Here is a 25,960-nt window from a genome sequence, read left to right on the forward strand (position 1 = left end):
TTGCCGTTTAAGTTTTTTCTTTTTAGGTGTATCCTGTTGATAAAAAGGAAGTTCAGGAAATAAAATTAATTGTTATTCACATGTGGATAAGTTAAAGTAATAGAAGGCGAATTCCTAATTCTGTGGATAACACATCTTCCACTTCGAACCAAACTATGTTATCTTTTAGTTTTGGCATAATAAAAATTTTTTTATATAGATGAAAGTATAAGTAAAGAGAGGTGAACAGCATGGATACAATTGCAGCAATTTCCACACCGATGGGTGAAGGCGCGATTGCGATTGTACGGTTGAGCGGACCAGAAGCAATTCAAATCGCAGATAAAATTTATAAAGGACCGAAGGGAAAAACACTCAGCTCGGTCGAATCACATACGATTCATTATGGTCATATCGTAGACAGACCTTCGGATCGTGTCGTTGAGGAAGTAATGGTATCAGTGTTAAAAGCACCGAGAACTTTTACACGTGAAGATGTCATCGAAATTAACTGTCACGGGGGAATTGTGACTGTGAACCAAGTGCTTCAGCTCGCATTGAGAGAGGGAGCGAGACTTGCAGAGCCGGGTGAATTTACAAAACGCGCATTTTTAAACGGCCGAATCGATCTTTCACAGGCGGAAGCGGTTATGGACTTAATCAGAGCGAAAACGGACCGGGCAATGAACGTCGCTATGAACCAAATGGAAGGGCGTCTTTCTGCTTTGGTGCGCCGTTTGCGCAGTGAGATTTTAGAAACGCTTGCTCATGTTGAGGTGAATATAGATTATCCGGAGTACGATGATGTAGAGGAAATGACGCATCAGCTTTTGGTTGAAAAGGCAACCGCCGTGAAAAAAGAAATTGAGGCGCTGCTGAGGACTTCTGAGCAAGGGAAAATTTTGCGTGAAGGTCTTTCTACTGTCATTATCGGCCGGCCGAATGTGGGAAAATCATCTCTTCTGAACAGCCTTGTTCATGAGGCGAAAGCCATTGTGACCGATATTCCCGGAACGACTCGGGATGTGATTGAGGAATACGTTAATGTAAGGGGCGTTCCGCTCCGTCTGGTTGATACAGCAGGTATTCGTGAAACAGAGGATATTGTAGAACGAATCGGTGTTGAACGTTCTCGCCAGGTTCTAAAGGAAGCGGACCTGATTTTACTTGTGCTTAATTATAGTGAAGAGCTTTCTGAAGAAGACGTGAAGCTTTTTGAAGCCGTTGAGGGCATGGACGTTATCGTGATTATGAATAAGACTGACCTTGAGGCGAAGATTGACAGTGAACGTGTCCGTGAGCTTGCCAATGGACGTCCTGTTGTTACGACATCTCTACTAAAAGAGGAAGGCATCAATGATTTGGAAGAAGCGATTCAATCGCTGTTCTACACGGGTGCCATTGAAAGCGGGGATCTGACTTATGTCAGCAACACACGTCATATCTCTATTTTACAGCAGGCCAAACGTGCCATTGAAGATGCGCTTAGCGGCATTGAACAGGATGTCCCGATCGACATGGTGCAAATCGACCTTACAAGATGCTGGGAGCTTTTGGGCGAAATTATCGGAGATTCTGTCCACGAAAGCTTAATTGATCAGCTCTTTTCGCAATTCTGTTTAGGAAAATAATAAAAGGAGGAACTAGAATCATGGGGTATGAAGCAGGCCAATACGATGTGATTGTGATTGGCGCCGGGCATGCCGGTGTTGAGGCTGCCCTCGCATCTGCACGCCAAGGCGCCAAAACGCTTGTCTTGACCATCAACTTAGATATGGTTGCATTTATGCCATGTAATCCGTCTGTCGGCGGCCCCGCAAAAGGGATTGTCGTCCGCGAAATTGACGCGCTCGGCGGAGAAATGGGCAGAAACATCGATAAAACGCATATTCAAATGAGAATGCTGAATACTGGAAAAGGTCCTGCGGTCCGTGCATTGCGTGCCCAAGCAGACAAATTCCAATATCAGCATGAAATGAAAAATACGCTTGAAAAAGAACCAAACTTAACATTGCTGCAAGGAATTGTGGAGCGGCTGATCGTTGAAGACGGCGAATGCCGCGGTGTGATTACACAAACCGGCGCGCATTATCGTGCGAAAGCCGTTGTCATGACGACTGGGACATATTTAAGAGGACGAATCATTCTTGGGGATCTGTCTTACTCAAGCGGTCCGAACAACCAGCAGCCTTCTATTAAGCTTTCTGAGCATTTGGAAGAACTGGGCTTTGACCTTGTTCGTTTTAAAACAGGTACGCCGCCTCGCGTCAAAAGCGACACGATTGATTACAGCAAAACGGAAATCCAGCCTGGTGACGATGTGCCTCGCGCTTTCTCATATGAAACAGTGGAATATATTACAGATCAGCTTCCTTGCTGGCTGACATATACAAGCCCTGAGACACATGAGATTATTGACAGCAACCTGCACCGTTCACCGATGTATTCCGGTATGATCAAAGGTACGGGCCCAAGATACTGCCCGTCCATTGAAGATAAAGTTGTCCGTTTTAATGATAAACCGCGTCACCAAATCTTCCTTGAGCCGGAAGGCAGAAATACGCAGGAAGTCTATGTCCAAGGTTTATCTACAAGTCTTCCAGAAGATGTGCAGCAAAGAATGCTTGCAACGATTCCGGGTCTTGAAAACGTGCAAATGATGAGAGCCGGCTATGCGATCGAGTACGATGCGATTGTACCGACACAGCTATGGCCGACACTTGAAACGAAAAAAATCACAAACCTGTTTACTGCAGGCCAAATTAACGGAACATCCGGTTATGAAGAAGCCGCGGGACAAGGAATTATGGCAGGAATCAATGCAGGTCGAAAAGCGCTTGGAAAAGAAGAAGTGATTCTGAGCCGTTCTGACGCCTATATTGGTGTTCTGATTGATGACCTTGTGACAAAAGGAACCAATGAACCATACCGTCTATTGACATCTCGTGCTGAATACAGACTGCTTCTTCGTCATGACAATGCTGATTTGCGTCTGACAGAAATCGGACACAGCATTGGATTGATTTCTGATGAGCGCTATGCAGCTTTTGAGAAGAAAAAAGCGGCAATTGAAGCGGAGAAAAAACGTCTGCATTCTGTGATTATCAAGCCGTCTCCGGAAAATCAAGAGTATATCCGTTCTCTTGGCGGAAGCGAATTGAAAGATGGCGTTCGCGGCACAGACTTGATGAAACGTCCTGAAATGAACTATGAAACAGTCACTAAACTGGCGCCGCCAGAAGTGCCGGTTCCGCAAGACGTGGCAGAACAAGTAGAAATCCAAGTGAAATATGAAGGATATATTGAAAAATCTCTTCAACAAGTGGAAAAACTGAAGAAGATGGAAAACAAAAAAATTCCGGATCGAATTGATTATGACGCAATTAAAGGGATCGCGACTGAGGCGCGTCAAAAGCTGAAAAATGTGCGTCCTTTGTCTGTTGCCCAAGCTTCCCGCATTTCCGGTGTAAACCCGGCGGACATTTCAATTCTATTGGTGTATTTAGAGCAGGGACGCATTGCGAAGATAGCCGAATAGAAAGGATGACGGCATGAATATTGAAGAATTCACTTCTGGTTTGGCGGAAAAAGGGATCTCCCTTTCTCCCCGTCAGCTGGAACAATTTGAGCTGTATTACGACATGCTGGTTGAATGGAATGAAAAAATCAATCTGACTTCAATTACAGAGAAAAAAGAAGTGTATCTTAAGCATTTTTATGATTCCATCACAGCCGCTTTTTATGTCGACTTCAATCAAGTGAACACGATTTGTGATGTCGGAGCGGGAGCGGGTTTTCCGAGTCTTCCGATTAAAATATGCTTTCCGCACCTCCATGTCACAATCGTGGATTCACTAAACAAACGGATTACGTTTTTAGAAAAGTTGTCTGAAGCTTTGCAATTGGAGAATACGACATTCTGCCATGACAGAGCTGAAACATTCGGACAGCGGAAAGACGTACGGGAAAGCTATGATATTGTGACGGCGCGAGCAGTTGCAAGACTATCTGTTTTAAGTGAGCTTTGCCTGCCTCTGGTAAAGAAAAACGGTTTATTTGTTGCTTTAAAAGCCGCATCAGCTGAAGAAGAACTGAATGCAGGCAAAAAAGCGATCACGACGCTTGGGGGAGAACTTGAGAATATCCATTCCTTTAAGCTGCCTATTGAAGAAAGCGATCGTAATATTATGGTGATACGCAAGACAAAAAATACACCTAAGAAGTATCCAAGAAAACCGGGAACTCCTAATAAATCGCCAATTGAAGGGTAATTTAGACAGCCTGATATGACAATACCATCATATTTTCATCAAAATTGATGGATGTACAGCAGGAAAAACCATGAGAAAATAGAATTATAAAAATGGCAGTTTTTAAAGGTGGTGTAGGTACATGAAGCATTCATTCTCTCGTTTCTTCGGGCTTGGTGAGAAGGAACAGGAACCGGAGATTGCTGAACATGAAACAAACAAAGAAGAGATTCTGGAAATACCGGTAAATGCTATCGTTCCCAACCGTTTTCAGCCACGCACCATTTTCTCAGATGAAAAAATCAAAGAGTTAGCAATGACCATTCATACACACGGCATTATTCAGCCGATTGTTGTCAGGCATACAGAAGAAGAAGGCCAATACGAACTCATTGCAGGTGAAAGACGCTGGAGAGCGGTGCAATCGCTCGAGTGGGAAAAGATTCCGGCTATTATTAAGGATTTTTCCGACACGGAAACCGCTTCTGTGGCGTTAATTGAAAACTTGCAGCGGGAAGAACTGTCTTCTATTGAGGAAGCGCATGCCTATGCTCGGCTTCTTGAGCTGCATGACTTAACACAGGAAGCACTCGCACAGCGTTTAGGAAAAGGGCAATCCACAATTGCGAATAAGCTGCGGTTATTAAAGCTGCCTCAGCCGGTCCAAGACGCGATTATGGAGAAGAAAATCACTGAGCGTCATGCCAGAGCGCTGATTCCGCTGAAACAGCCTGAGCTCCAAGTCACACTGCTCACAGAGATTATTGAGAAAAGCTTAAATGTAAAGCAGACGGAAGACCGCGTGGTGAAAATGCTGGAGCAAGGCCAGAGAAAACCAAAGCCGAGACGCAAAGCGTTCAGCAGAGATACAAGAATTGCAATGAACACGATTCGCCAGTCACTATCAATGGTTGAAGACAGCGGTGTAAAATTGAATACGGAAGAAGAAGAATTTGAAGAATATATTCAATTAACGATTCGCATACCAAAATAAAAGCTCTCCTGATAAGCAGGAGAGCTTTTTGTGTTTGTGGTAAAAGGGAATTAATTACTTTTACTGAATGTTGTTATATTAGAATTCTTTTCTTTGAGCTTGTGGATAAATTCTTCAGTATTTTGCGGTGAAATCACTGCATGTCCCCATCCCCCCTGATAATATATCGTGATGGCATGACGAGAGCCGATCAGACGAAAACCTGACCACAGCTTCTTTTTTTGAACCACTTTTTCGATTTTTACGTAAGGAATTTGATGTTTGATCAGTCCGGCTTTAATGATCAGGTGGTGCTCCTTCAATATGTATTTCAGGTCAATAAAGCTCCAAATGATGAGCACATTTAAAAGAGTCAGCAGAGCAAAAATGATCCAGCCTGAAACCCTTACATTTCCCAGTACAAAAGGAACAATGGCATCTGCTTGTATCAGTAATATGAGAAACACAATCATCAGCGTAACGGGTATATCTCTTTTTGTTTTATAAACCATATTCTCACCGTCCTGTACGTTCTGCACTGTAACTTCTTCTTTTTTTCTTTAAGAAATTCCTTTTTTAAGTCAAAAAAACATAGAAATTACAGAATTTATAAGAGAAAGCATATAGCGTGCTTGAATTTTCAATTATTTCCTTTCTGAATTGGAACAAAATGATGAAAAAAATGAAACGCTTTAATCTTTTTTTGATAGAATAGAAGCAAGATAGTACATGTTCATGTGAAAGTAGGTGACATCGTGGGAAAAATCATAGCAATTACGAACCAAAAAGGCGGAGTCGGCAAAACAACGACGTCTGTCAACCTTGGGGCATGTTTGGCTTACATAGGGAAAAGGGTTCTGCTGGTAGATATTGATCCGCAGGGAAATGCGACAAGCGGATTGGGGATTGAAAAAGCCGATGTAGAGCAGTGTGTGTACGATATTTTAGTAGATGATGCAGATGTAATAGATATTATTAAAGCAACGACAGTAGAAAACTTGGACGTGATTCCTGCGACGATTCAGCTTGCTGGAGCTGAAATCGAGCTGGTTCCGACGATTTCAAGAGAAGTGAGACTGAAGAGGGCGCTTGAAGCAGTAAAGCAGAATTATGATTATATTATCATTGATTGTCCGCCGTCATTGGGACTGCTGACGATTAACGCGCTTACTGCCTCAGATTCCGTTGTGATTCCTGTACAGTGCGAATATTACGCCTTAGAGGGGCTCAGCCAGTTATTAAATACAGTACGCCTTGTGCAAAAGCATTTGAATACTGATTTAATGATTGAAGGAGTATTGCTGACAATGCTTGATGCCCGGACCAATCTCGGCATTCAAGTGATTGAAGAGGTTAAAAAATATTTTAGAGATAAAGTATATAAGACGGTTATTCCGCGTAATGTCCGTCTGAGCGAGGCACCGAGCCACGGAAAACCCATCATTTTATACGATCCGCGGTCAAGAGGTGCGGAAGTATATTTAGATTTAGCAAAGGAAGTGGCTGCGAATGGCTAAAGGCCTTGGAAAAGGGATTAATGCGTTGTTTAATCAGGTCGATTTGTCTGAAGAGACTGTTGAAGAAATTAAAGTTGCCGATTTACGCCCTAATCCTTATCAGCCAAGAAACCACTTTGATGACGAGGCATTAGCTGAACTAAAAGAATCCGTGCTGCAGCATGGCATTCTCCAGCCGCTTATCGTCAGAAAATCTTTAAAAGGCTATGATATTGTTGCAGGTGAGCGGCGTTTTCGTGCGGCAAAGCTGGCGGGTTTAGACACGGTTCCGGCGATTGTCCGTGAATTATCAGAGGCATTAATGAGAGAAATTGCTTTACTGGAAAACCTTCAGCGTGAAGATTTATCGCCGCTTGAAGAGGCTCAGGCCTATGACTCTTTGCTGAAGCACTTAGATCTCACACAAGAACAGCTTGCCAAACGTCTTGGCAAAAGCAGACCGCATATTGCGAATCATTTAAGATTGCTGACATTGCCAGAAAACATTCAGCAGCTTATTGCCGAAGGTACGCTTTCTATGGGGCATGGACGCACGCTTCTTGGCCTGAAAAACAAAAATAAGCTTGAACCGCTTGTACAAAAGGTCATTGCAGAGCAGCTCAATGTTCGTCAGCTTGAGCAGCTGATTCAGCAGTTAAATCAGAATGTTCCACGTGAAACAAAGAAAAAAGAACCCGTGAAAGACGCAGTTCTAAAAGAACGGGAATCCTATCTCCAAAATTATTTTGGAACAACAGTTAATATTAAAAGACAAAAGAAAAAAGGCAAAATCGAAATTGAATTTTTCTCTAATGAAGATCTTGATCGGATTTTAGAGCTATTGTCTGAACGTGAATTGTAAAAAAAGAAACCATCTTTCCAGCGAAGATGGTTTCTTTTTTTATATTCGCCCAGTGAGCCGTTGCAGCGGGCTAAGGCGTTCCTGTCTCCACTCTGTTCGATCTGTTAAACTCAATCCTTCAGCAAGAACATTTGCCATATTCATGACCAAGTGCAGCCTTGTATTTTGTAAAACAAAGTATTCCATAAAACCACTCACATTCACAATTCCGTTAATATGAAGATCTCCTACTTCAGGCAGGTCTTTTTGCACTCCGGCTCCGGGCTTTAATGGCCCGTCTCCGATTTGAAACGATCCTACACTTTTGACGCGTCCTAAGCATGCATCGACTGCTATAATAAATGGATTTTTATGTAATTTTTGAATGTCATTGATTTTATCTTTCATATTCACAGCATGGACTGGGTCAGATAAGGTGCCATAGACATGAAATCTGGTGAGTTGCATCTGTTTGAGTTTCATTCCTACGAGCGGGCCTAATGAATCACCGGTTGAACGGTCTGTTCCGATACAAACCACGACAATTGGTTTGCCGGCAGCTTTACGTAAGGATGATGAAAGGATGGTTTGGATTTGTTTTGCTGCAGCTGCATCTGTATGTGAAACATATTGCTTTACTCGTTCCTGAGAGGAAAAAAGCCCGCCTTTTCGATTCATAGGTTTCACTTCCTTGTTATAGTAGGTAACAGAATAGCTATGGTGTGTATGTAGATATGTAAGGTTGTTTACAGTATATCCAGCAGTACGGTCTTTTATGCTTTGTGTATGACGCTAGATATTTTTTGAGATAGAGGGTATGAATGGTTGGCTGCCGGACATTGATTTCGGCGGCATCGGGTATCTGGATGAAGATGCATACAAAGGAATGTTAGAACAAGTGAAGGATGAGGTTCATTCCTTATTTCCGCGGACAAATTAATATCGGTTTTCGACTGCCTGCATTGGCAGTCTTTTTTTATGTGTATTTCGTATGATAATTTCACCTTGTGGTCAATGTCTACTGAAAATATGGCATTTTTGCTTTGTGTTATTTATATAGTAACAATAACAGGAACAAGCTGAACTCTGTGCTATGAGGTGATGATGTTGTGGAGAGCCGGAATGAAGTGGATGCTGCTCATATTAGGGAGCCTGATCGGGGCCGGATATGCGAGCGGTCAGGAGATATGGCAGTTTTTTGGGGCGGAAAGCGGACTTGCTATTGTGCTGTTTACAATTATGTTCATTTTTTCGTCTTATATTGTGATGAAAATCAGTTTTAAGGTTCAATCCACTCATTTTCTGCCGGTTCTGGAACATTTGATGGGACCATGGCTGGCGAAAATTTATGATGTCCTCATCGTTTTTTATTTGTTTTCGACGACTATGGTGATGATTGCCGGAGGCGGTGTGACCCTGCAAATGTACAAGCTTCCTTTCTGGTGGGGAATCGCGTTGATTTGCATCGTGACAGTGTGTTTGTTTTTCTGGGATGTGAAAGGAATATTATCAGTAAATGGTTTTTTAATACCTGTTTTAGTAGCGGGGCTGCTGTATGCGCTGATCTCCTTTCAGAGCACCCATCACCATACATGGACGATAGATTTGACTCGGCAGTATAACTGGCCTGCGAGCATTACGTTTACCTCTTTAAATATCCTTTCAGTTGTCGCGATTTTATCCTCCGTTGGGAAAGAAATGAAAGGACTCGGAGAAGCGAAAATCGCAAGTGTGGCAAGCGGACTTATTTTTGGCGTGATCTCTTTTGTTTATAATGAAACGTTAGTGGATCTGGCGGGCTCCCTTTCTCAGTTTGAAATACCGTTGTTTGCCGTTCTGGAGGGGGCGCCTTATTTCCTTTTTTTATGTATGACGGCGGTGCTGTGCTTGGCGATTTACACGACGACGGTGGCTGGTTTGCTGGGGCTGTCCAGCCGGCTGATGGCGTTTGTTCATATGCCGAGATGGATGATTGTGTTGATTCTGTTAGCGTTGATGGTGCCTTTTACTTCTTTCGGATTTTCTGATTTAATCGCGTTCTTGTACCCGATATACGGGATGCTGAATTTATATTTGTTAGTTTGTCTGCTGTTATATCCTATTTTAAGTAAATGGAAATAAGAGGATATCTTTCTTTTCGGATATCTTGATTGCTCTTATGATCAGTTTTTTTGTACAATAGATACAGCAGTTTATGAAAAGAGGTGAAGGGTCTTGGCGGATAAAGACTTTGGCCTGAATGATATCGTAGAAATGAAAAAACCGCATCCATGCGGAGCGAACAGCTGGAAAATTATACGCATGGGAATGGATATTCGAATTAAGTGTGAGGGATGCTCTCACAGTGTAATGATTCCGAGAAAAGAATTTGAAAGAAAACTAAAAAAAGTACTAGTCAAGCATGAGGAGCCTACTTCGTAAAAAGGCCTGCACTCATGCTTTTTCATATAGTAGGTAAGGAGAAGACGGCGATGAGCAAAGTGCATCAGTCAGCATGTCCGCTGAATTGCTGGGACAGCTGCGGTTTTTTGGTGACTGTTGAAGACGGAAAGGTAACAAAAGTGGACGGAGATCCAAACCATCCGATTACGGAAGGCAAAATCTGCGGCCGCGGCAGAATGCTTGAGACAAAAACAAATTCGCCTGAACGGCTTCGCTATCCGATGAAAAAACAAAATGGCGAGTTTGTGCGGATTTCCTGGGAGCAGGCGCTTGATGAAATTGCCGATAAGCTTCGGGAGATCAAGGAAACGTCAGAAACGACTGCTGTTTTGCACAGCCATGATTATGCGAATAACGGTTTGTTAAAAGCGCTAGATCAGCGTTTTTTTAATGGATATGGCGGCGTGACTGAAATCGTCGGAAGCATATGCTGGGGCTCCGGTATCGAGGCGCAAAGCTGGGATTTCGGCCGTTCGTACGGGCACGGCCCCCTTGATATTTACAACAGCAAACATGTTGTTGTGTGGGGAAGAAATGTATCCAGAACGAATATGCACTTATACCATCATTTGCAGCAGGTGAAGAAAAAGGGTGCCACGCTTACAGTGATTGATCCGATCTTCAACCCGACTGCCAAGCTTGCAGACCGCTATATCTCTGTAAAACCGGGAATGGACGGCTGGCTTGCGGCAGCTGTTTTGAAGGTTCTGATTGAGACAGGAAGAATGGATGAGACGTTTATTTCTGAGCACTCTGTGGGTTTCGATGATGTAAAAGAGCTTTTGAACACCGTTTCCTTAGAAGAGTTTATTGTGAAAACAGAAGCATCTATGGAGGAGCTGGAGTATCTGGCCGGTTTGTATGCTGACGGCCCGGTGTCTACTTTTATGGGGCTTGGCATGCAGCGATATAAAAACGGCGGCGAAACGATTCGCTGGATTGATGCACTTGTTGCGGCAAGCGGAAATGTTGGAATTAAAGGCGGCGGCGCGAATTTCGGTAACGTTCAGATCGGTGAGAGCTTTGCAAAAACGAAGCTTACGCTGCCGGAATTAAAAACAGCATCACGCTCATTCTCAATGATGACACAGGCTGAAGAGGTGTTGACGGCTGCTGATCCAGCGATTGAGATGATTATCGTGACGTGCGGAAATCCGCTGACTCAGGTGCCGAATACCAATAAAGTAAGACAAGCGTTTGAAAAAGTGCCGATGACGGTAGCGATTGATTCTATCATGACAGATACGGCAAAACTGTGTGATTATGTGCTGCCGACTGCCACTGTTTTTGAAGAAGAGGATATCTATTATTCCAGTATGTATCATCATTATGTTCAGTACGGAAAGAAGCTTGTGGAGCCGCAGGGTGAAGCGAAGTCGGACAGCTGGATCTGGTCAGAGCTTGCAAAACGCCTTGGATTTGGCGAGCTGTTTGAATACAGTACTGAAGAATTTTTGGAGATGGGGCTGTCTTCATTGGAAACAGAGGACGTGACGCTTGAGCGATTGAAAGAAAAAGGCCACCTCCCTCTTCCAGTCAAGCAAGTGCCGTGGGATGATTATAAGTTTTTGACGCCGAGCGGAAAATTTGAATTTACTTCGTCGTTAGCTGAGGAAAAAGGATTGAGCGGCTTGCTTCAATTAAACGTGCCCGAAGAATCTGTTTTCCATAATGAGGAGTTAGCTGAAAAGTATCCTTACACGCTTTTGTCCATTCATCCCCAGCGTTCTAATCATTCGCAGCATGTGCCGTTTATTGAAAAGCTTCAGCATATTCAAGTGGATATTTCTCCGGATATAGCGGCTGAGCAGGATCTTCAGGACGGAGACGAGGTTGCCATCTTTAATGACCGCGGGCGATTGACGGGCAAGGTGAAAGTGATGAAGCAGGCTCACCCGAAGACGATTAATATAGATGAAGGCATGTGGGCGGCTTTTGGAGGTTCAGTCAATGCACTGACAAATGATACAAATTCCGATAATGGAATGGGAAGTACGCTTTTTGACTGTTTAGTAGGCTTGAAAAAAGCATAATCAAAGGGCTTGGCAGGGTGAAAATGCAGTTTTGTCAGCTTGTCTTTTCCAGTGAACCTCCTTATAATTGCTCTAGGTTCAAAATACGTTTATACAATGACGGTTTTATATAGAGGAGATGAAAGAATGGCTTTAACAGCTGGAATTGTTGGTTTGCCAAACGTCGGGAAATCAACACTATTTAACGCAATTACACAGGCCGGTGCCGAATCAGCCAACTACCCGTTCTGTACGATTGATCCGAACGTAGGGATTGTAGAAGTACCGGACGAACGTCTGCAAAAGCTGACTGAGCTGGTCAAACCGAAGAAGACTGTGCCGACTGCTTTTGAATTCACTGATATTGCAGGGATTGTAAAAGGCGCATCTAAAGGAGAAGGTCTCGGCAATAAATTCCTTTCTCACATTCGCCAGGTTGATGCGATTTGCCACGTTGTCCGCGCTTTTTCTGATGATAATATTACACACGTTTCCGGAAAAGTTGATCCGATTGATGATATTGAAACAATCAACCTTGAGCTGATCCTCGCTGATATGGAAACGGTTGAAAAGCGGATTACACGCGTCAGCAAACTTGCGAAGCAAAAAGATAAAGACGCTGTATTTGAGTTTGAGATTCTGTCTAAACTGAAAGAAGCGTTTGAGAATGAAAAGCCTGCTCGTTCTGTTGAGTTTACTGAAGAGCAGCAAAAGCTTGTAAAGCAGCTTCATTTACTGACTTCGAAGCCTATTTTGTACGTGGCGAACGTAAGTGAAGATGAAGTGGCTGATCCGTCTGGCAATGAAAATGTAGCGAAGATTCGCGAGTACGCTGCCGGCGAAAACGCGGAAGTTATCGTTGTGTGTGCGAAAATCGAATCGGAAATCGCTGAGCTTGAAGGCGAAGAAAAGCAAATGTTCCTGGAAGAGCTGGGCATTGAAGAATCAGGTCTTGATCAGCTGATCAAAGCGTCTTACTCCCTTCTTGGCCTTGCAACATATTTCACAGCCGGAGAACAGGAAGTCAGAGCTTGGACATTCAAAAAAGGCATGAAAGCCCCAGAATGTGCAGGAATTATTCATAGTGACTTTGAGCGCGGCTTCATTCGTGCTGAAACTGTTGCTTATGAGGATCTTCTAGCGGGCGGCGGCATGGCAGGAGCCAAAGAAGCAGGAAAAGTCCGTCTTGAAGGAAAAGAGTATGTGGTTAAAGACGGAGATGTTATTCATTTCCGATTTAATGTATAGGATGCAGTTGTAAAGGGACAAGAGCTTTGGTATAATATAAAATTGTGAGTAATAGAATTATTGCTCCTTGCCCATTATGGGCCGCTTAGTCCAAAAGGAGGTGCAAACAGATGAGAAAGTACGAAGTTATGTACATTATCCGCCCAAACATTGACGATGAGTCTAAAAAAGCAGTTATCGAGCGTTTCAACAACGTTCTGACTTCTAACGGTGCGGAGATCACTGGAACAAAGGATTGGGGTAAACGTCGTCTTGCTTACGAAATCAACGATTTCCGCGACGGTTTCTACCAAATCGTAAACGTTCAATCTGACGCTGCGGCAGTTCAAGAATTTGACCGTCTAGCTAAGATCAGTGACGATATCATTCGCCACATTGTTGTTAAAGAAGAAGAATAAGCAATTTTGAAATATATAATGGTAAAAGGTGGTCTTTCTTATGCTTAACCGAGTTGTATTAGTCGGAAGACTGACAAAAGACCCAGAGCTTCGTTATACGCCAAACGGTGCGGCTGTTGCTACGTTTACTCTTGCTGTGAATCGTACATTTACGAACCAGTCCGGAGAACGTGAGGCCGATTTCATTAATTGTGTCACTTGGAGAAGACAAGCCGAAAACGTTGCAAATTTCCTGAAAAAAGGAAGCCTTGCAGGCGTAGATGGCCGTTTACAAACAAGAAACTATGAAAACCAGCAAGGACAGCGTGTCTTCGTGACTGAGGTCCAAGCTGAAAGTGTTCAATTTCTTGAGCCGAAAAACGGCGGCGGTTCTGGTTCAGGTGGATACAACGAAGGAAATAGCGGCGGAGGCCAGTACTTTGGCGGAGGCCAAAATGATAATCCATTCGGGGGAAATCAAAACAACCAGAGACGCAATCAGGGGAACAGCTTTAATGATGACCCATTTGCCAACGACGGCAAACCGATTGACATCTCGGATGACGATCTTCCATTCTAATGTGATTATCGCAAAAATGAAAAAGAAAGGAGGGAAATGACAATGGCAGGAGGACGCAGAGGCGGTCGTGCGAAACGCCGTAAAGTGTGTTATTTCACTTCTAACGGTATCACGCACATCGACTACAAAGATGTAGATCTTCTTAAAAAGTTTGTTTCTGAGCGCGGTAAAATTTTACCACGTCGTGTAACTGGAACAAACGCTAAATACCAACGTAAATTGACTGCAGCGATCAAACGCGCTCGTCAAATGGCTTTACTTCCGTACGTAAGCGGTGAGTAAGCTTATACGTAAAGAGCAAGGACCTTCGGGTTCTTGCTCTTTTTTATAGGGGGGATGAAACATGAAACTGATTTCTTGGAATGTAAACGGCCTGCGGGCTGTCATGAGAAAGATGGATTTCCTCTCTTATCTGAAGGAAGAGGATGCAGATATTATATGTCTACAGGAAACAAAGATACAGGACGGCCAGGTTGATCTCCAGCCTGAAGGCTATCATGTGTATTGGAATTATGCAGTGAAAAAAGGATATTCCGGCACGGCTGTTTTTTCAAAACAAGAGCCGCTGCGTGTCATGTATGGTATCGGAATAGAAGAGCATGACCAAGAAGGCAGAGTGATTACGCTGGAATTTGAAAACATGTTTGTGATGACCGTTTACACGCCGAATGCGAAAAGAGGTTTGGAGCGGATCGATTACCGCATGCAATGGGAAGAGGCTTTATTATCTTATATTCTTGAATTGGATCAGAAAAAACCGGTCATTTTATGCGGCGATTTGAATGTAGCTCATCAGGAGATCGATTTGAAAAATCCAAAGGCAAACCGGAATAACGCTGGATTTTCTGATCAAGAAAGAGAAGCATTCACTCGTTTCTTAGAAGCTGGCTTTATTGACTCCTTCCGTCACGTCTATCCTGATCTTGAAGGTGCTTATTCCTGGTGGTCGTATCGTGCCGGCGCCCGGGACAGAAATATCGGATGGCGCATCGATTATTTTGTTGTGTCCGAAAGGCTTAAGGATCAGATTGAGGATGCCAGCATATCAGCGGATGTCATGGGTTCCGACCATTGTCCTGTTGAACTTATGATCAATATATGATGAGATAGCAGTAAGGAATTTACGCTTACTGCTTTTTTATATGAAAAAGGAGAAAGAGATGGCAAACATAAAAGAGATTGCAAGACTGGCAAATGTATCTGTTTCGACTGTTTCGCGTGTATTGAATCATCATCCGTATGTGTCTGAAGAAAAGAGAAAACTTGTTCATCAAGTCATGAAGGAATTAGATTACATACCAAATCGAACCGCAATCGATCTCATTCGCGGGAAAACCCATACGGTCGGTGTGATTCTGCCTTATAGCGATCATCCCTGCTTTGATAAAATCGTAAACGGAATCACTAAGGCGGCTTTTCAGCAAGAGTATGCAACGACCCTCCTCCCCACCAATTATAACCCCGCTATTGAAATCAAATATTTAGAGCTGTTAAGAACAAAGAAAATAGACGGTCTCATTATTACATCCCGCGCCAATGACTGGGACAGCATTTTAGCATATCAGGAGTATGGGCCGATCATCGCTTGTGAGGATACCGGAGACATTGGTGTCCCATGTGCGTACAACGACAGAAGAGCTGCTTATGCAGAAAGCTTTCGCTATTTAAAGAGCCGCGGACATGAGGATATCGCTTTTACGTGCGTCAGAGAAGCCGACAGGAGTCCAAGCACGGCTGACAAAGCTGCGGCCTATAAAGCCGTCTGCGGGAGCCTGAAAGACCGTCATATGCTGTCCGGTTGCAACGATATGAATGACGGTGAGCGGGCAGCTGAGCACTTTTATACGAGCGGACGGGTTCCAACGGCTATCTATGCAAATAGTGATGAAGTGGCAGCTGGAATTCATGTATTTGCCCAAAAGAATAAATGGGGTGTTGAAATCATAGGCGAGGGGAACTCTTCTATCAGCCGTGTTCTTGGTTTTCCTTCGCTTGATTTGAATCTTGAGCAGCTCGGCATCGCAGCATTCTCTCTTTTTTTGCAGGATGAACCCATTGATATAAAAATTCAGCATCAATTCGAGAAAAAAGCTTGAACTGAAATGCATTTCATACTTTATAACTTCATTGAAGGTGAAGGAGGAGGAAGAAATGCGGATTGAACATACAGCGATCTGGGTCAAAGATTTAGAGCGAATGAAGGCTTTTTATGAAACGTATTTTAATGGCAAAGCGAACGATTTGTATCATAATGAGAAAAAAGATTTTAAGTCTTATTTTATTACGTTTGATTCCGGAGCAAGGCTGGAAATTATGAAAAAAGGAAATGTGACTGATCCGCCTTCACAAACGATGACAGGCTGGGCGCACATTGCCTTTTCTGTTGGAAGCCGTGAGAAGGTTGATGAACTGACTGATCGATTGAAGAAGGATGGTTTTGCAGTAGTCAACGGCCCAAGGACAACTGGAGACGGCTACTATGAAAGTGTGATTGAAGATGATGAAGGAAATTTGATTGAGATTACAATTTGACATCGCGGAAACCCTGCGAGGATGTTGAAGGAATTGCAGTGAAATCAGTGCGGCAGATCCGCACTGACTTTTTTTAAATTTGTTTCGCATTCGTGTTAGGGCCGAAGCAGATTAACAGCACGGAGCATGCGAGCCAGCAGCCGCCGATAAATAAGAAGACGCTGACATAGCCGAGCTGAACGGCGATAAACCCGACGAGCAATGAGCCGAAAATGTTTGAAAAGCGGCCGAGGCCATAGGCTAAACCGCTGCCAGACGAGCGGTATTCAGTCGGATAAGGTTCTGACGTATAAGCGTATAAGTTCGAGGTGAAAACCCGTTCCGTGATATTGACGATAAAACCAAACACAATAATCATGATCGGAATAAAAGTCATGCCATATAAGAGACCGGCGATGGCTGTTAAAAACGCGCTGGCGGCTAAAATCCATTTTCTTTGAAATTTTTCAGAAATCATCGAACCAAACAATGCGCCAAGCGGAGCGCCGACGGAGTGCAGTACGTTATACCACAATGTATTTTCCATTGTGACGCCATTGCTTTTTAGCAGACTGGGAACCCATGAGGCAAATCCGTAAAATCCAAACGTTTCAAAAATCCATACAGCAGATAAAACGATGGTAATTTTGAGGTTTCTTCCTTTCAATAACCCTGCGTAACCCGCGTGCTGCTGAACGGTATCGCTTGTTTTGGGCTGAGCTGGTGCCGGAAGCGGGCCTTTCTCCTGTTCAACCTGCGCCTCAATTCGATTGAGGATCGCATCGGCTTTCGCATATTCACCGCGATTTTCGTGCCAGCGGGGTGACTCTTCCAGACGGCGGATAAAGAAAAAATAAATAAGGCCGACGGCACCCCATACAAATACAAGCCTCCATCCCCATGAACCGAGCGGAATGACAAAGGCAGACACAATATTGGTGATCGGAACGCCGATCAATCCAATCATGGCACAGAAAGAAATATATTTTCCGCGGACACTGGAAGGGAAAAATTCCGCCAAATAGCTATTGGTAATGACCATTGCAGCTGCGACACCAAACCCGGTGAGAAAACGGAAAGTCATTAAAGACGGGATGTCCCATGCTGCTGCATTGCATAGCGATGCGATTGAGAAAACGAACACAAATAGATTTAAGGCTTTTTTTCGGCCAATTCGATCAGACAGCCTTCCTCCCAGTGATGCGCCTAAAAACATGCCTAAAAACGAAGCCGCCGTTACATTGGCGATGGTTGAAAGCGGGATGCCCCAATGCTCGATCAGTGCCGGCGCTACATTGCTGAGGGTAAATAAATCTGCAAGATCAAAGAAATAAACAATGCCGAGAGCGGTTAATACTTGGAAGTGAACGCGAGAAATCGGAAGGCGGTCTAAACGATTCGCTGCGTTTGAGAAAGGATGTGTGTTCTTCTGTTTGAAGATCGTATTCATAAAAAACCCCCTTTTGAGTAGTAAGAAAAGACTGAAAATTCCCCTCTTGGGAATATTATAAGTATCTTGATTCATTGGCGACAGAGTTCAAATCACTAGATGGAAGAACTAAATTCGCACTTTTTATGTTCATTTTGCTAAAAAGATTTCCAAAACAGTAGATTCATAGACCAATTTATGCAAATATATAGTAATATTCTCATTGAAAGGAAGAGACAAAGAAGGAATGAATTCATTTATCCGTCCTATAGAAGGAAACAATACGTTGTGGAGATATTTTTTCGCCTTTTTGGTGATGGTAGGGTTATATGTATTCGGGAATATTGCTTACCTTTTCGCGATACTGTTTACGATTATTGTGAATCCCGATATCACGTTTGATTTGGATGAAGCTGTGCTGAGTGATCCTCTGGTTGATCTTTATTTGTCTCATGTTATTTATTTGTTTGCAATTCCAGGAGTATGGCTGGCTGTGCGCTTTATTCTGAAACGGCCTTTCCGAACTGTGATTACACCGAATGCAAAGATCAATTGGCGGAGAATTTTCTTTGGCTTTATTGCTTATTTCTTGCTGATGATCGCCGTGCAATTGATTGATTTTGCGATTCATCCTGGCAGCTATTCAATGCAAGACTTCGATGCTTCACGGTTTATCTGGCTGCTAGCGGCGGCCCTCATTTTGGTTCCGTTTCAAACCTCAGCTGAGGAACTGTTTTTCAGAGGATTTTTGCTTCAAGCTTTCGGGAGAGTGACGAAAAATCCTCTTATTTTGACATTGGTTGTCGGTGGCTTGTTTGGCGTATTGCATTTTGCGAATCCTGAGATGAACAATGGCGCTGTCTGGGCAGGAATTGAGTATTTAACATTTGGTTTTGTGTGGACCTATTACACGATTAAAACAGGCAGTATTGAAATCTCACTTGGCGCCCATGCCGCGAATAATATGTTTTTGTGTATGTTTATCACAGAAAAAAACAGTGTGTATGGAGGAATTCCCTCTTTATTTACGGTTACGCGGGGGAACCCGATGTGGGAGGCTTTATTTACGATAGCGGTCAACCTTGTTTTTGCGGGAATCGCGTTGTGGTACCATAAGAAATCACAAAGTAAGCAGCAAGGGTCTTAATCCCTGCTGCTTATTAAAGTTTGGATGGCTTCTTCGATATTTGTTGTCGGCTGCTGGCAGGCGAAGTTTTCGCAAATATACACGGTTGTTTTGCCGTCTATGATACGGTAGTCTGCCGCGAATGGCGCAATGTCTTTGCATTGATCAGGATGCTCTGCCACCAGAATGGAGTCGTTGGGCTTAAAGGCTTTTTGAAGCTCCGTTATGATTTGTTTTCTGGCTGGGTCGTCTGCGCTGCCAAAAATAACAATTTCTTTTTTAGGCATCAGATGCCTTAACACACTTTGCATAAAGAAAGCATGGCCGCTCGGATACGCGTCGATGTCCGGCTTGAATACGGAAAACATCGTTTCCGCTTTTTCAATCAGTGATAAGTCGCCTGTAACCTGTCCGAGACGCAGCAGCTGAACGGCTGCCACGCTGTTTCCGGAAGGCATAGCGCCGTCGTACACTTCTTTTTCCCGGACGATTAAGGCTTCTGCATCGTGTCCGGTGAAATAGAATCCGCCATGCTCCTCATCCCAAAATAAGCCGATCATATCGTCTGTCAGTTTCTTCGCTTTTCGTAAATAAGAAAGATCAAACGAAGCTTCATAGAGATCCAGATAAGCCCATAAGAGAAAAGCGTAATCGTCGATGAAGCCTTTGTTTTTCACTTCGCCGTTTCGATACCGGACCATTACACGGCTGTCGATGATTAACTTGTTTTCAATAAATGTGATGGCGTCTTTCGCTAAGCTGAGATATTTCGGTTCCTGGTATACCTTTGCCGCTTTGGCGAGCCCAGCGATCATCAGCGCGTTCCATGAGGTCAGCACCTTATCATCGACATGCGGATAGGTTCTTTCTTCGCGTATCTTCAAGAGCTGTTGTCTTGCGTCCTCGAGCTTGAGGTTGAGCTCTTCCTCAGTTAAACCGGCATCAGCTTTGAGTTGTTCCCACTTTGTGTGAATCAGATTCGGAATATTTTTGCCTTCAAAATTCCCTTTTTCAGTGATGTCATACACTTGGCAATACAGCGTTCCAAGATCGTCTCCGAGCGTTTTCTGGATCTCTTCCTTTGACCACACGTAGTATTTTCCTTCTTCTCCTTCAGTGTCCGCGTCTAAAGCGGAGAAAAAGCTTCCATCCTCATGGGTCATTTCCCGCTGAATGAACGTGATGATCTGCTCGCAAATCTCTTTATACCGGCTGTTTTGCGTGACCTGATAGGCTTCTGTATAAGCGGTCAGCAACAGCGCATTGTCGTACAGCATTTTTTCAAAGTGGGGAACGAGCCACTCGTCATCGGTCGAGTAACGGGCGAATCCATAGCCAATATGATCGTAAATGCCGCCATTCGCCATGCTGTCCAGCGTTTTTGTCACGTTGTATAAAGCATTCTCCTGCCCCGTATTTTGATGATAACGAAGCAAATACATCAGCATATGGGGCATCGGAAATTTTGGAGCCTGTCCGAAGCCGCCGTAGATCGTATCAAACCCGTTGGCAAGCTGCTGGAATGTCCGGTGAGTTGCTGACTCGCTAAGGCCTTCGCCTGATTTTGCAGCTGTTTTGGTCTGCAAATGTTTAGCGGCGTTCTCCGCAATATCCTCGACATGCTCGCGATCGTTCGCAAACGTCTCAGACAGATGCTCAAGCACATCAATGAAACCGGGACGATTGAATTTACTTGTCTTTGGAAAATATGTACCCGCATAAAACGGCTTCTGATCAGGCGTGATAAACACATTCAGCGGCCAGCCGCCCTGCCCGGTCATCAGCTGGCAGATTCTCATATAAACAGAATCCACATCAGGCCGCTCTTCCCTGTCGACTTTAATCGCCACAAACCGTTCATTGAGAAGGCGTGCGATTTCTTCGTCCTCGAAGCTTTCGTGGGCCATGACATGGCACCAATGGCATGTTGAATAGCCGATGCTGACGAGAACCGGCTTGTTTTCGCGTTTTGCTTTTTCGAAGGCTTCTTCTCCCCAAGGGAACCAATTCACAGGGTTATGAGCATGTTGAAGTAAATATGGAGACTTCTCAGCGATTAATCTATTGGGTTTATTGTTAGTGGGCATGGGATCACCTTCTTTCTATAATTAGTGTATATTTAACTTAACACATTTTCTCAAAAATAATCCCTGTTTCTTTATACAGCTGACTGTTCTTTAGTATTGTACTTAGGAATACGTATTACCCCTGAAGCAGTTAAAACGCCTAATATAACTAACACAGCCCCAATAACTTGAAATACCTTTATTGGTGTTCCAACGGCAAATGAAATAATCATCGTTACAACGGGAACAAGGTTGAAAAATAAAGATGTTTTACTTGCCCCAATCTCCTTAATCCCCTGATTCCACCATAGGTAACCCAAAACACTTGTAAAGAAAGCCATAAAGGCAATTGCTCCCCAAACTCCAGTCGGGATGTTCGGTAAAGAAACAGGATTGGATGTAAATAAGGAAACTACTATTAAACTAACAGCACCGATAACCATCGTATAAGTGGTTGTAGATAGCGGAGTACCACCTTTTACAAACCGACGTCCAAGTACACCATAAAGTGCCCAACAAACGTTACCTGTAAAGATTATTAAATCTCCGCCTGAAATTGATAAGGTTTTAATGGTTTCGATAGAACCTTGTGTAATAACTAACAATACACCGATGAAAGCAAAGAATATACCGAGCACTTGTTTTTTTGTAATTTTGTCCTTTAAGATAATTCGAGAGAGAATTGCTGTTAATAAAGGATTCAGCCCCATTATTAATGCCCCGTTAACGGGAGATGTATATTTCAACCCAACAAAAAACAAGGCATTAAATCCAAAGATTCCTATAATTCCAAGAACAATGTATGAAACGGCGTTTTTCCGTAATTGACTCTTCTTTATACCTTCAGTAAAAATCAAAATGATGAGCATCACCGCAGCAGCTAAACCGAAACGCCATGCCGCAGAAGACGATGGAGAAAAATATCCAACTGTATATTTTGCAAGATTAAAAGTAGCTCCCGTAAAAATAGAGAAGCCAAGTAACATCAGGTATATATTTAAATGTTTCATTTGTTTTCCACTTCCTCTTTCAAAATTGAATAATATGTATCCAGTTTTCCTTTTGTAGTAGAAATCACTTCTTCCAGCTCCCTTTTTTTAATTTCCATTTTCTCTAAGTGCTTGGTTAAAATCTCAATACGTTTATTTATAGATGGGGAGAGTTGTGCCGATTTAACATCCGAATTGATTTTTTCCAGGATGCATCCGTCTTTGACAAACTCATTAATATCCTCCAAAGACATACCTGTTTCCTTTAAACTTTTCAGGAATGTCATGAACTGAATATCAGTCTCTGTATAAAAACGCCTTCCACTGTTTTTTCGTTTTGGTGGTGGAAGTAACCCAATTTTTTCGTAATATCTTAATGTATACGAGCTAATATTAGTCTTCTCAGCAGCTTTACTAATGGAATACAACAAACATCATCCCTCTCTTTTGATTAAAGTTAGTTTACAACTTAGAGTTAACTCTAAGTCAAGCAAATAAAAAAACCTGCTACCGCATGGTTACGGATTGCAGGTTTTAGAAAATGAATGACATAAAAGGTAAACTGTATTATTAGAACAAATGGTATTATCGTATAAAATGGCTTCTGTTATCTTTTAATGGAGCTCCACACGAGTTGATTATCCCAGGCCACCAATGCCGAGTTGAATAGCCTATAATCTCACTTTAAATACAAATCTTACAAAATAAAAAATAGAGCTCAATAGAGCTCTATCCTAAGTTCACTTGTTTTTTTTCACTGGGAATATATAAGTCAAAACTAAAAAAACAATAATACAAATTATAAATTGAATAAGTCTGTCTATAAACCAATAGTTAGTAAAGTTAATTTCATTTGTCACCTGAATGACAGCAAAAACTGCAAATAAAATTAGTATGAATTTAAATGACTCTTTGTTCAAATTAATCAACACTTTCTTTAGAGAATTGCATATACAACACCTTGTGCAATATATCCACAAGAACTAGCTACTGCATGCCAAACATACTTATCAAGATAGTCTGTTACTGTATCATGTACTTCATCTAATGGACCCATAAGTACGATTCCGTTCCAAAAAGAAAGCCATTGGGCACGTGAAAATTTGCGTTTTAATGCACTAGGAAACTTTTTATAGATTGCATCAGGTAATTTTTTCTTTACATATGATTTTCCGAATACCGTTATTAATTTCCGCCCTAAAGAAATATAACCTACCTTTTCAACCTTTATATCACCTGAACTTACTTTAGGATTTTGATTCAATACAATTGAATTTGTACTTGCAGTGCTCAGTTGTATAGTATTAGAAATCGGGGATGATATATCATTAAATCCTACAGTTGAAGTATGTATCTCGTTTTTTGATTCATTATATGAATTAGAAGTGTTATCAACTGGATTAAGATATTCATCATCATTTTTCAATGCATCACCAACAAATTCGTTAGCAACTTCTTGAATGATCTTATCCATTTCTGCTTTTGACATACTAGCATCAGAAGCATCACTATTATCTTGAGTGTTTTGAGCATCAGAGTTTTCCTCTAAGCCTGTACCTGCGTCATTTTTCATTTGAGAAAAAACAGTCCCTTTAACTTCAAAACTTTGATTATTTAGCTCTAGTTTGTCTGTAGTTAAAGCGCTGGCAAAAGGTGTTACAACTCCCAATGATATCGTAATAGCACAAGTTGTTGCAACGCCTAGTTTCCAATTTTTTAGAACAAAATCTTTCAAACTAATCCCTCCAAAATTTAACTCCTATATACTTATAACATACAGATGGAGGTAAATCAACGAATTTTTACCTATATAATTCTTAATTTAACATTAAATTTTAGTTTTTATAGTATTTTTATAGTGTAAATATAAGTTGAGTTTATCGATATTAGTAAATTGAAAATATATGATTTTGAAAGTGATGACTAATAATATGGAGTAAACATGTGATGGAAGAAGATTGTCTATTAGGGGTTATATTCACCATACTTTTGGTTATTCTAATAGTCGTGCCACCAATGACATGTTGAATAGCCGATGCTGACGAGAACCGGCTTGTTTTCGCGTTTTGCTTTTTCGAAGGCTTCTTCTCCCCAGGGATACCAGTCTACGGGGTTGTGGGCGTGTTGGAGTAAGTATGGTGATTTCTCATTGATTAATCTATTGGGTTTACTTTTATTTGGCATGGGATCACCTTCTTTCTAAATGTTTTTTTAAGTATTCTCTTTCCTCTATTTAATATACCAGATAGCTGAGGCCCGTCATAATTTGTCTGTGAGGTATTCCATAATGAAAATCAAGGGCTATAAACCCTTGATAGTTATTTCACCTTTGAACTATAAAGATGGGTCTTCAATCGTAATGCTTTAACAAGATTGCTGAATTATGTCCTCCAAAACCAAAAGAATTTGATAGCCCATATTTCAATGGAAGGTGTCTCGCTTCTGATACAACATCTAAGTTGCAATCTGGATCTTGCTTCTGTACATTAATAGTTGGCGGAATAATTCCTCGTCTCAAACTTTCCACTAAAGCAATTGCTTCTACTCCGCCAGCAGCACCAAGCATGTGCCCAGTCATTGACTTGTTTGCAGTTGTTGGAATTTCACGTGAATGTTCACCAAATAATTTCTTAATAGCTAGAACTTCTGAACGATCACCTACTTGTGTACTTGTTGCATGAGCACTAATAACATCAATTTCACCTGTTGATATATTTGCACTTCTCAATGCTTTTTTCATTGCTAAGTAGGCACCCTTACCTTCTGGGTGTGATGCTACCATATGATGAGCATCTGAACTAGCTCCGTACCCCACTACTTCACATAATATCGGCGCATCTCTAAGAATAGCGTTTTCTAATGATTCTAATACTAAGATGCCTGCGCCTTCACTCATAACAAAGCCATCTCTATCTGTATCGAATGGACGGCTGGCTCGACTTGGCTCTTGGTTTCTTGTAGATAGTGCATGGGCGTTTCCAAAACTAGCTAAAGATAACTGTGTGATTGCAGCTTCTGCTCCACCGGCAAATATAATATCTGCTTCATCATTTCGGATAGCATTGAAAGCTTCACCAATAGAGGTGTTCCCGATTGAACAGGCTGTGACTGGTGATAATGATGGTCCTTGTGCTCCTAATTTTATGCTTATTTGGGCCGCAGCTGCATTTGAAATCATCATTGGTACAAGGCTAGGGCTTACTCTCGCGGGACCTCGTTTATTTAATACATTCACATTATCAACAAGCGATTGTATGCCTCCGATTCCTGAACCAACATATACCCCTAAACGTTCAAGATCAACATTATCTAACTGTAATTGTGAATTTTCTAATGCTTGTTCGGCTGCTGCTAAGGCAAACTGACTAAAACGATCTAATCGTTTTGCTTCTTTTCTCCCCAATATTTCATCTGCATCGAAATCACGAACTATTCCAGCTATCTTTGTTTTATAATCAGCAGTATCAAAAGAATCAATTAGAGATATTCCCGAGTGTCCTTTAACTAGTTGATTCCAAAAGCTATTTACATCATTTCCTAGTGGAGAAATAACTCCCATTCCAGTAATGACAACTCTTTTCATGATAATTCCCTCCTTGTTTTTATTAACTTTAGCTATTGTGTTATCCTATTACAAGTTG

26 protein-coding genes and 2 pseudogenes are annotated in these 25,960 nt (G+C 42.3%); 18 read left to right on the forward strand and 10 right to left on the reverse strand.

What is annotated here, in order from left to right; all coding sequences use genetic code 11:
- Positions 1 to 230: 230 nt before the first annotated feature.
- The 4 genes from mnmE to noc all read left to right on the forward strand — a co-directional run bounded on the left by mnmE (position 231) and on the right by noc (position 5,223).
- Entirely contained in the window at positions 231 to 1,610 is a 1,380-nt protein-coding gene (mnmE, locus tag KHQ79_RS12340) for a tRNA uridine-5-carboxymethylaminomethyl(34) synthesis GTPase MnmE (protein ID WP_003219255.1), read from the forward strand.
- 20 nt (positions 1,611 to 1,630) lie between these two features.
- The gene (gene mnmG / locus KHQ79_RS12345) at positions 1,631 to 3,517 is read left to right on the forward strand and encodes a tRNA uridine-5-carboxymethylaminomethyl(34) synthesis enzyme MnmG (protein WP_060399975.1); all 1,887 of its coding nucleotides are present in this window, start codon (positions 1,631 to 1,633) and stop codon (positions 3,515 to 3,517) included.
- 13 nt (positions 3,518 to 3,530) lie between these two features.
- Positions 3,531 to 4,250, forward strand: coding sequence for a 16S rRNA (guanine(527)-N(7))-methyltransferase RsmG (gene rsmG / locus KHQ79_RS12350; protein ID WP_119914585.1), 720 nt, complete (start codon positions 3,531 to 3,533; stop codon positions 4,248 to 4,250).
- Between the two features lie 121 nt (positions 4,251 to 4,371).
- The gene (gene noc, locus KHQ79_RS12355; protein WP_003219249.1) at positions 4,372 to 5,223 is read left to right on the forward strand and encodes a nucleoid occlusion protein; all 852 of its coding nucleotides are present in this window, start codon (positions 4,372 to 4,374) and stop codon (positions 5,221 to 5,223) included.
- A 50-nt stretch (positions 5,224 to 5,273) separates the two neighbouring features.
- Here noc and KHQ79_RS12360 read toward each other — a convergent pair whose 3' ends face one another.
- Complete coding sequence (locus KHQ79_RS12360; RefSeq protein WP_225515659.1) at positions 5,274 to 5,714, reverse strand: PH domain-containing protein; 441 nt, start codon at positions 5,712 to 5,714, stop codon at positions 5,274 to 5,276.
- 243 nt (positions 5,715 to 5,957) lie between these two features.
- Here KHQ79_RS12360 and soj point away from each other — a divergent pair, with 243 nt between their 5' ends.
- Complete coding sequence (gene soj / locus KHQ79_RS12365) at positions 5,958 to 6,719, forward strand: sporulation initiation inhibitor protein Soj (protein ID WP_003219244.1); 762 nt, start codon at positions 5,958 to 5,960, stop codon at positions 6,717 to 6,719.
- A complete protein-coding gene (gene spo0J, locus KHQ79_RS12370) occupies positions 6,712 to 7,560 on the forward strand; it encodes a stage 0 sporulation protein Spo0J (RefSeq protein WP_225515373.1) in 849 nt (282 codons plus the stop codon). Before soj ends, spo0J begins: the two co-directional genes overlap by 8 nt.
- 39 nt (positions 7,561 to 7,599) lie before the next feature.
- On the opposite strand, the gene yyaC is transcribed toward spo0J, so the two are convergent.
- Positions 7,600 to 8,217 carry a spore protease YyaC gene (yyaC, locus tag KHQ79_RS12375; protein ID WP_084992270.1) on the reverse strand — a complete coding sequence of 206 codons (618 nt, stop codon included), beginning with the start codon at positions 8,215 to 8,217 and terminating at the stop codon, positions 7,600 to 7,602.
- Positions 8,218 to 8,356: 139 nt separating this feature from the next.
- Here yyaC and KHQ79_RS22240 point away from each other — a divergent pair, with 139 nt between their 5' ends.
- From KHQ79_RS22240 to KHQ79_RS12425, 11 genes are all read left to right on the forward strand, one after another.
- A complete protein-coding gene (locus tag KHQ79_RS22240) occupies positions 8,357 to 8,479 on the forward strand; it encodes a hypothetical protein (protein WP_268275665.1) in 123 nt (40 codons plus the stop codon).
- A gap of 164 nt (positions 8,480 to 8,643) precedes the next feature.
- Entirely contained in the window at positions 8,644 to 9,660 is a 1,017-nt protein-coding gene (locus KHQ79_RS12380) for a YkvI family membrane protein (protein ID WP_225515375.1), read from the forward strand.
- Positions 9,661 to 9,753: 93 nt separating this feature from the next.
- Positions 9,754 to 9,960 carry a DUF951 domain-containing protein gene (locus KHQ79_RS12385; RefSeq protein WP_003219236.1) on the forward strand — a complete coding sequence of 69 codons (207 nt, stop codon included), beginning with the start codon at positions 9,754 to 9,756 and terminating at the stop codon, positions 9,958 to 9,960.
- Positions 9,961 to 10,010: 50 nt separating this feature from the next.
- The gene (locus tag KHQ79_RS12390; RefSeq protein ID WP_225515377.1) at positions 10,011 to 12,014 is read left to right on the forward strand and encodes a molybdopterin-dependent oxidoreductase; all 2,004 of its coding nucleotides are present in this window, start codon (positions 10,011 to 10,013) and stop codon (positions 12,012 to 12,014) included.
- A 126-nt stretch (positions 12,015 to 12,140) separates the two neighbouring features.
- The gene (gene ychF, locus KHQ79_RS12395; RefSeq protein WP_003236624.1) at positions 12,141 to 13,241 is read left to right on the forward strand and encodes a redox-regulated ATPase YchF; all 1,101 of its coding nucleotides are present in this window, start codon (positions 12,141 to 12,143) and stop codon (positions 13,239 to 13,241) included.
- Positions 13,242 to 13,351: 110 nt separating this feature from the next.
- Positions 13,352 to 13,639 (forward strand): 30S ribosomal protein S6, encoded by a 288-nt coding sequence (gene rpsF / locus KHQ79_RS12400; protein ID WP_003236622.1) that lies wholly within the window; start codon positions 13,352 to 13,354, stop codon positions 13,637 to 13,639.
- A 40-nt stretch (positions 13,640 to 13,679) separates the two neighbouring features.
- Entirely contained in the window at positions 13,680 to 14,198 is a 519-nt protein-coding gene (ssbA, locus tag KHQ79_RS12405) for a single-stranded DNA-binding protein SsbA (protein ID WP_003219228.1), read from the forward strand.
- A gap of 42 nt (positions 14,199 to 14,240) precedes the next feature.
- Complete coding sequence (gene rpsR / locus KHQ79_RS12410) at positions 14,241 to 14,480, forward strand: 30S ribosomal protein S18 (RefSeq protein WP_003219224.1); 240 nt, start codon at positions 14,241 to 14,243, stop codon at positions 14,478 to 14,480.
- Between the two features lie 61 nt (positions 14,481 to 14,541).
- Positions 14,542 to 15,300 carry an exodeoxyribonuclease III gene (gene xth / locus KHQ79_RS12415; protein WP_060399971.1) on the forward strand — a complete coding sequence of 253 codons (759 nt, stop codon included), beginning with the start codon at positions 14,542 to 14,544 and terminating at the stop codon, positions 15,298 to 15,300.
- Between the two features lie 58 nt (positions 15,301 to 15,358).
- Entirely contained in the window at positions 15,359 to 16,294 is a 936-nt protein-coding gene (locus tag KHQ79_RS12420) for a transcriptional regulator CcpB (protein WP_225515379.1), read from the forward strand.
- Positions 16,295 to 16,349: 55 nt separating this feature from the next.
- Positions 16,350 to 16,730, forward strand: a complete 381-nt coding sequence (locus KHQ79_RS12425) for a VOC family protein (protein WP_003236616.1) — start codon at positions 16,350 to 16,352, stop codon at positions 16,728 to 16,730.
- A gap of 73 nt (positions 16,731 to 16,803) precedes the next feature.
- Here the strand turns inward: KHQ79_RS12425 and KHQ79_RS12430 are convergent, their stop codons facing one another.
- Positions 16,804 to 18,159 carry an MFS transporter gene (locus KHQ79_RS12430; protein ID WP_225515380.1) on the reverse strand — a complete coding sequence of 452 codons (1,356 nt, stop codon included), beginning with the start codon at positions 18,157 to 18,159 and terminating at the stop codon, positions 16,804 to 16,806.
- A 226-nt stretch (positions 18,160 to 18,385) separates the two neighbouring features.
- On the opposite strand from KHQ79_RS12430, the gene KHQ79_RS12435 reads away from it, so the two are divergent.
- Positions 18,386 to 19,285, forward strand: coding sequence for a CPBP family intramembrane glutamic endopeptidase (locus tag KHQ79_RS12435; protein WP_225515382.1), 900 nt, complete (start codon positions 18,386 to 18,388; stop codon positions 19,283 to 19,285).
- Here KHQ79_RS12435 and KHQ79_RS12440 read toward each other — a convergent pair.
- The 7 genes and pseudogenes from KHQ79_RS12440 to fabF all read right to left on the reverse strand — a co-directional run bounded on the left by KHQ79_RS12440 (position 19,282) and on the right by fabF (position 25,902).
- Positions 19,282 to 21,351, reverse strand: coding sequence for a thioredoxin domain-containing protein (locus KHQ79_RS12440; protein ID WP_225515384.1), 2,070 nt, complete (start codon positions 21,349 to 21,351; stop codon positions 19,282 to 19,284). The two genes, KHQ79_RS12435 and KHQ79_RS12440, sit on opposite strands and share 4 nt — an antisense overlap.
- Positions 21,352 to 21,422: 71 nt before the next feature.
- Positions 21,423 to 22,340, reverse strand: a complete 918-nt coding sequence (locus tag KHQ79_RS12445; protein WP_225515386.1) for a DMT family transporter — start codon at positions 22,338 to 22,340, stop codon at positions 21,423 to 21,425.
- Complete coding sequence (locus tag KHQ79_RS12450) at positions 22,337 to 22,750, reverse strand: MerR family transcriptional regulator (RefSeq protein ID WP_225515389.1); 414 nt, start codon at positions 22,748 to 22,750, stop codon at positions 22,337 to 22,339. The genes KHQ79_RS12445 and KHQ79_RS12450 overlap by 4 nt, the downstream gene beginning before the upstream one ends.
- Before the next feature lie 154 nt (positions 22,751 to 22,904).
- A pseudogene (locus KHQ79_RS12455) lies at positions 22,905 to 22,994 on the reverse strand (DUF255 domain-containing protein); the annotation flags it as partial.
- Between the two features lie 262 nt (positions 22,995 to 23,256).
- Positions 23,257 to 24,054 (reverse strand): hypothetical protein, encoded by a 798-nt coding sequence (locus KHQ79_RS12460; RefSeq protein ID WP_105954670.1) that lies wholly within the window; start codon positions 24,052 to 24,054, stop codon positions 23,257 to 23,259.
- A 272-nt stretch (positions 24,055 to 24,326) separates the two neighbouring features.
- A pseudogene (locus KHQ79_RS12465) lies at positions 24,327 to 24,503 on the reverse strand (DUF255 domain-containing protein); the annotation flags it as partial.
- A gap of 166 nt (positions 24,504 to 24,669) precedes the next feature.
- Positions 24,670 to 25,902, reverse strand: coding sequence for a beta-ketoacyl-ACP synthase II (gene fabF / locus KHQ79_RS12470; RefSeq protein WP_225515393.1), 1,233 nt, complete (start codon positions 25,900 to 25,902; stop codon positions 24,670 to 24,672).
- Positions 25,903 to 25,960 lie beyond the last annotated feature (58 nt).

The sequence above is a fragment of the Bacillus sp. TSO22 genome (assembly GCF_020223595.1).
In the GTDB taxonomy this organism is placed as follows: Bacteria; Bacillota; Bacilli; order Bacillales; family Bacillaceae; genus Bacillus; species Bacillus inaquosorum.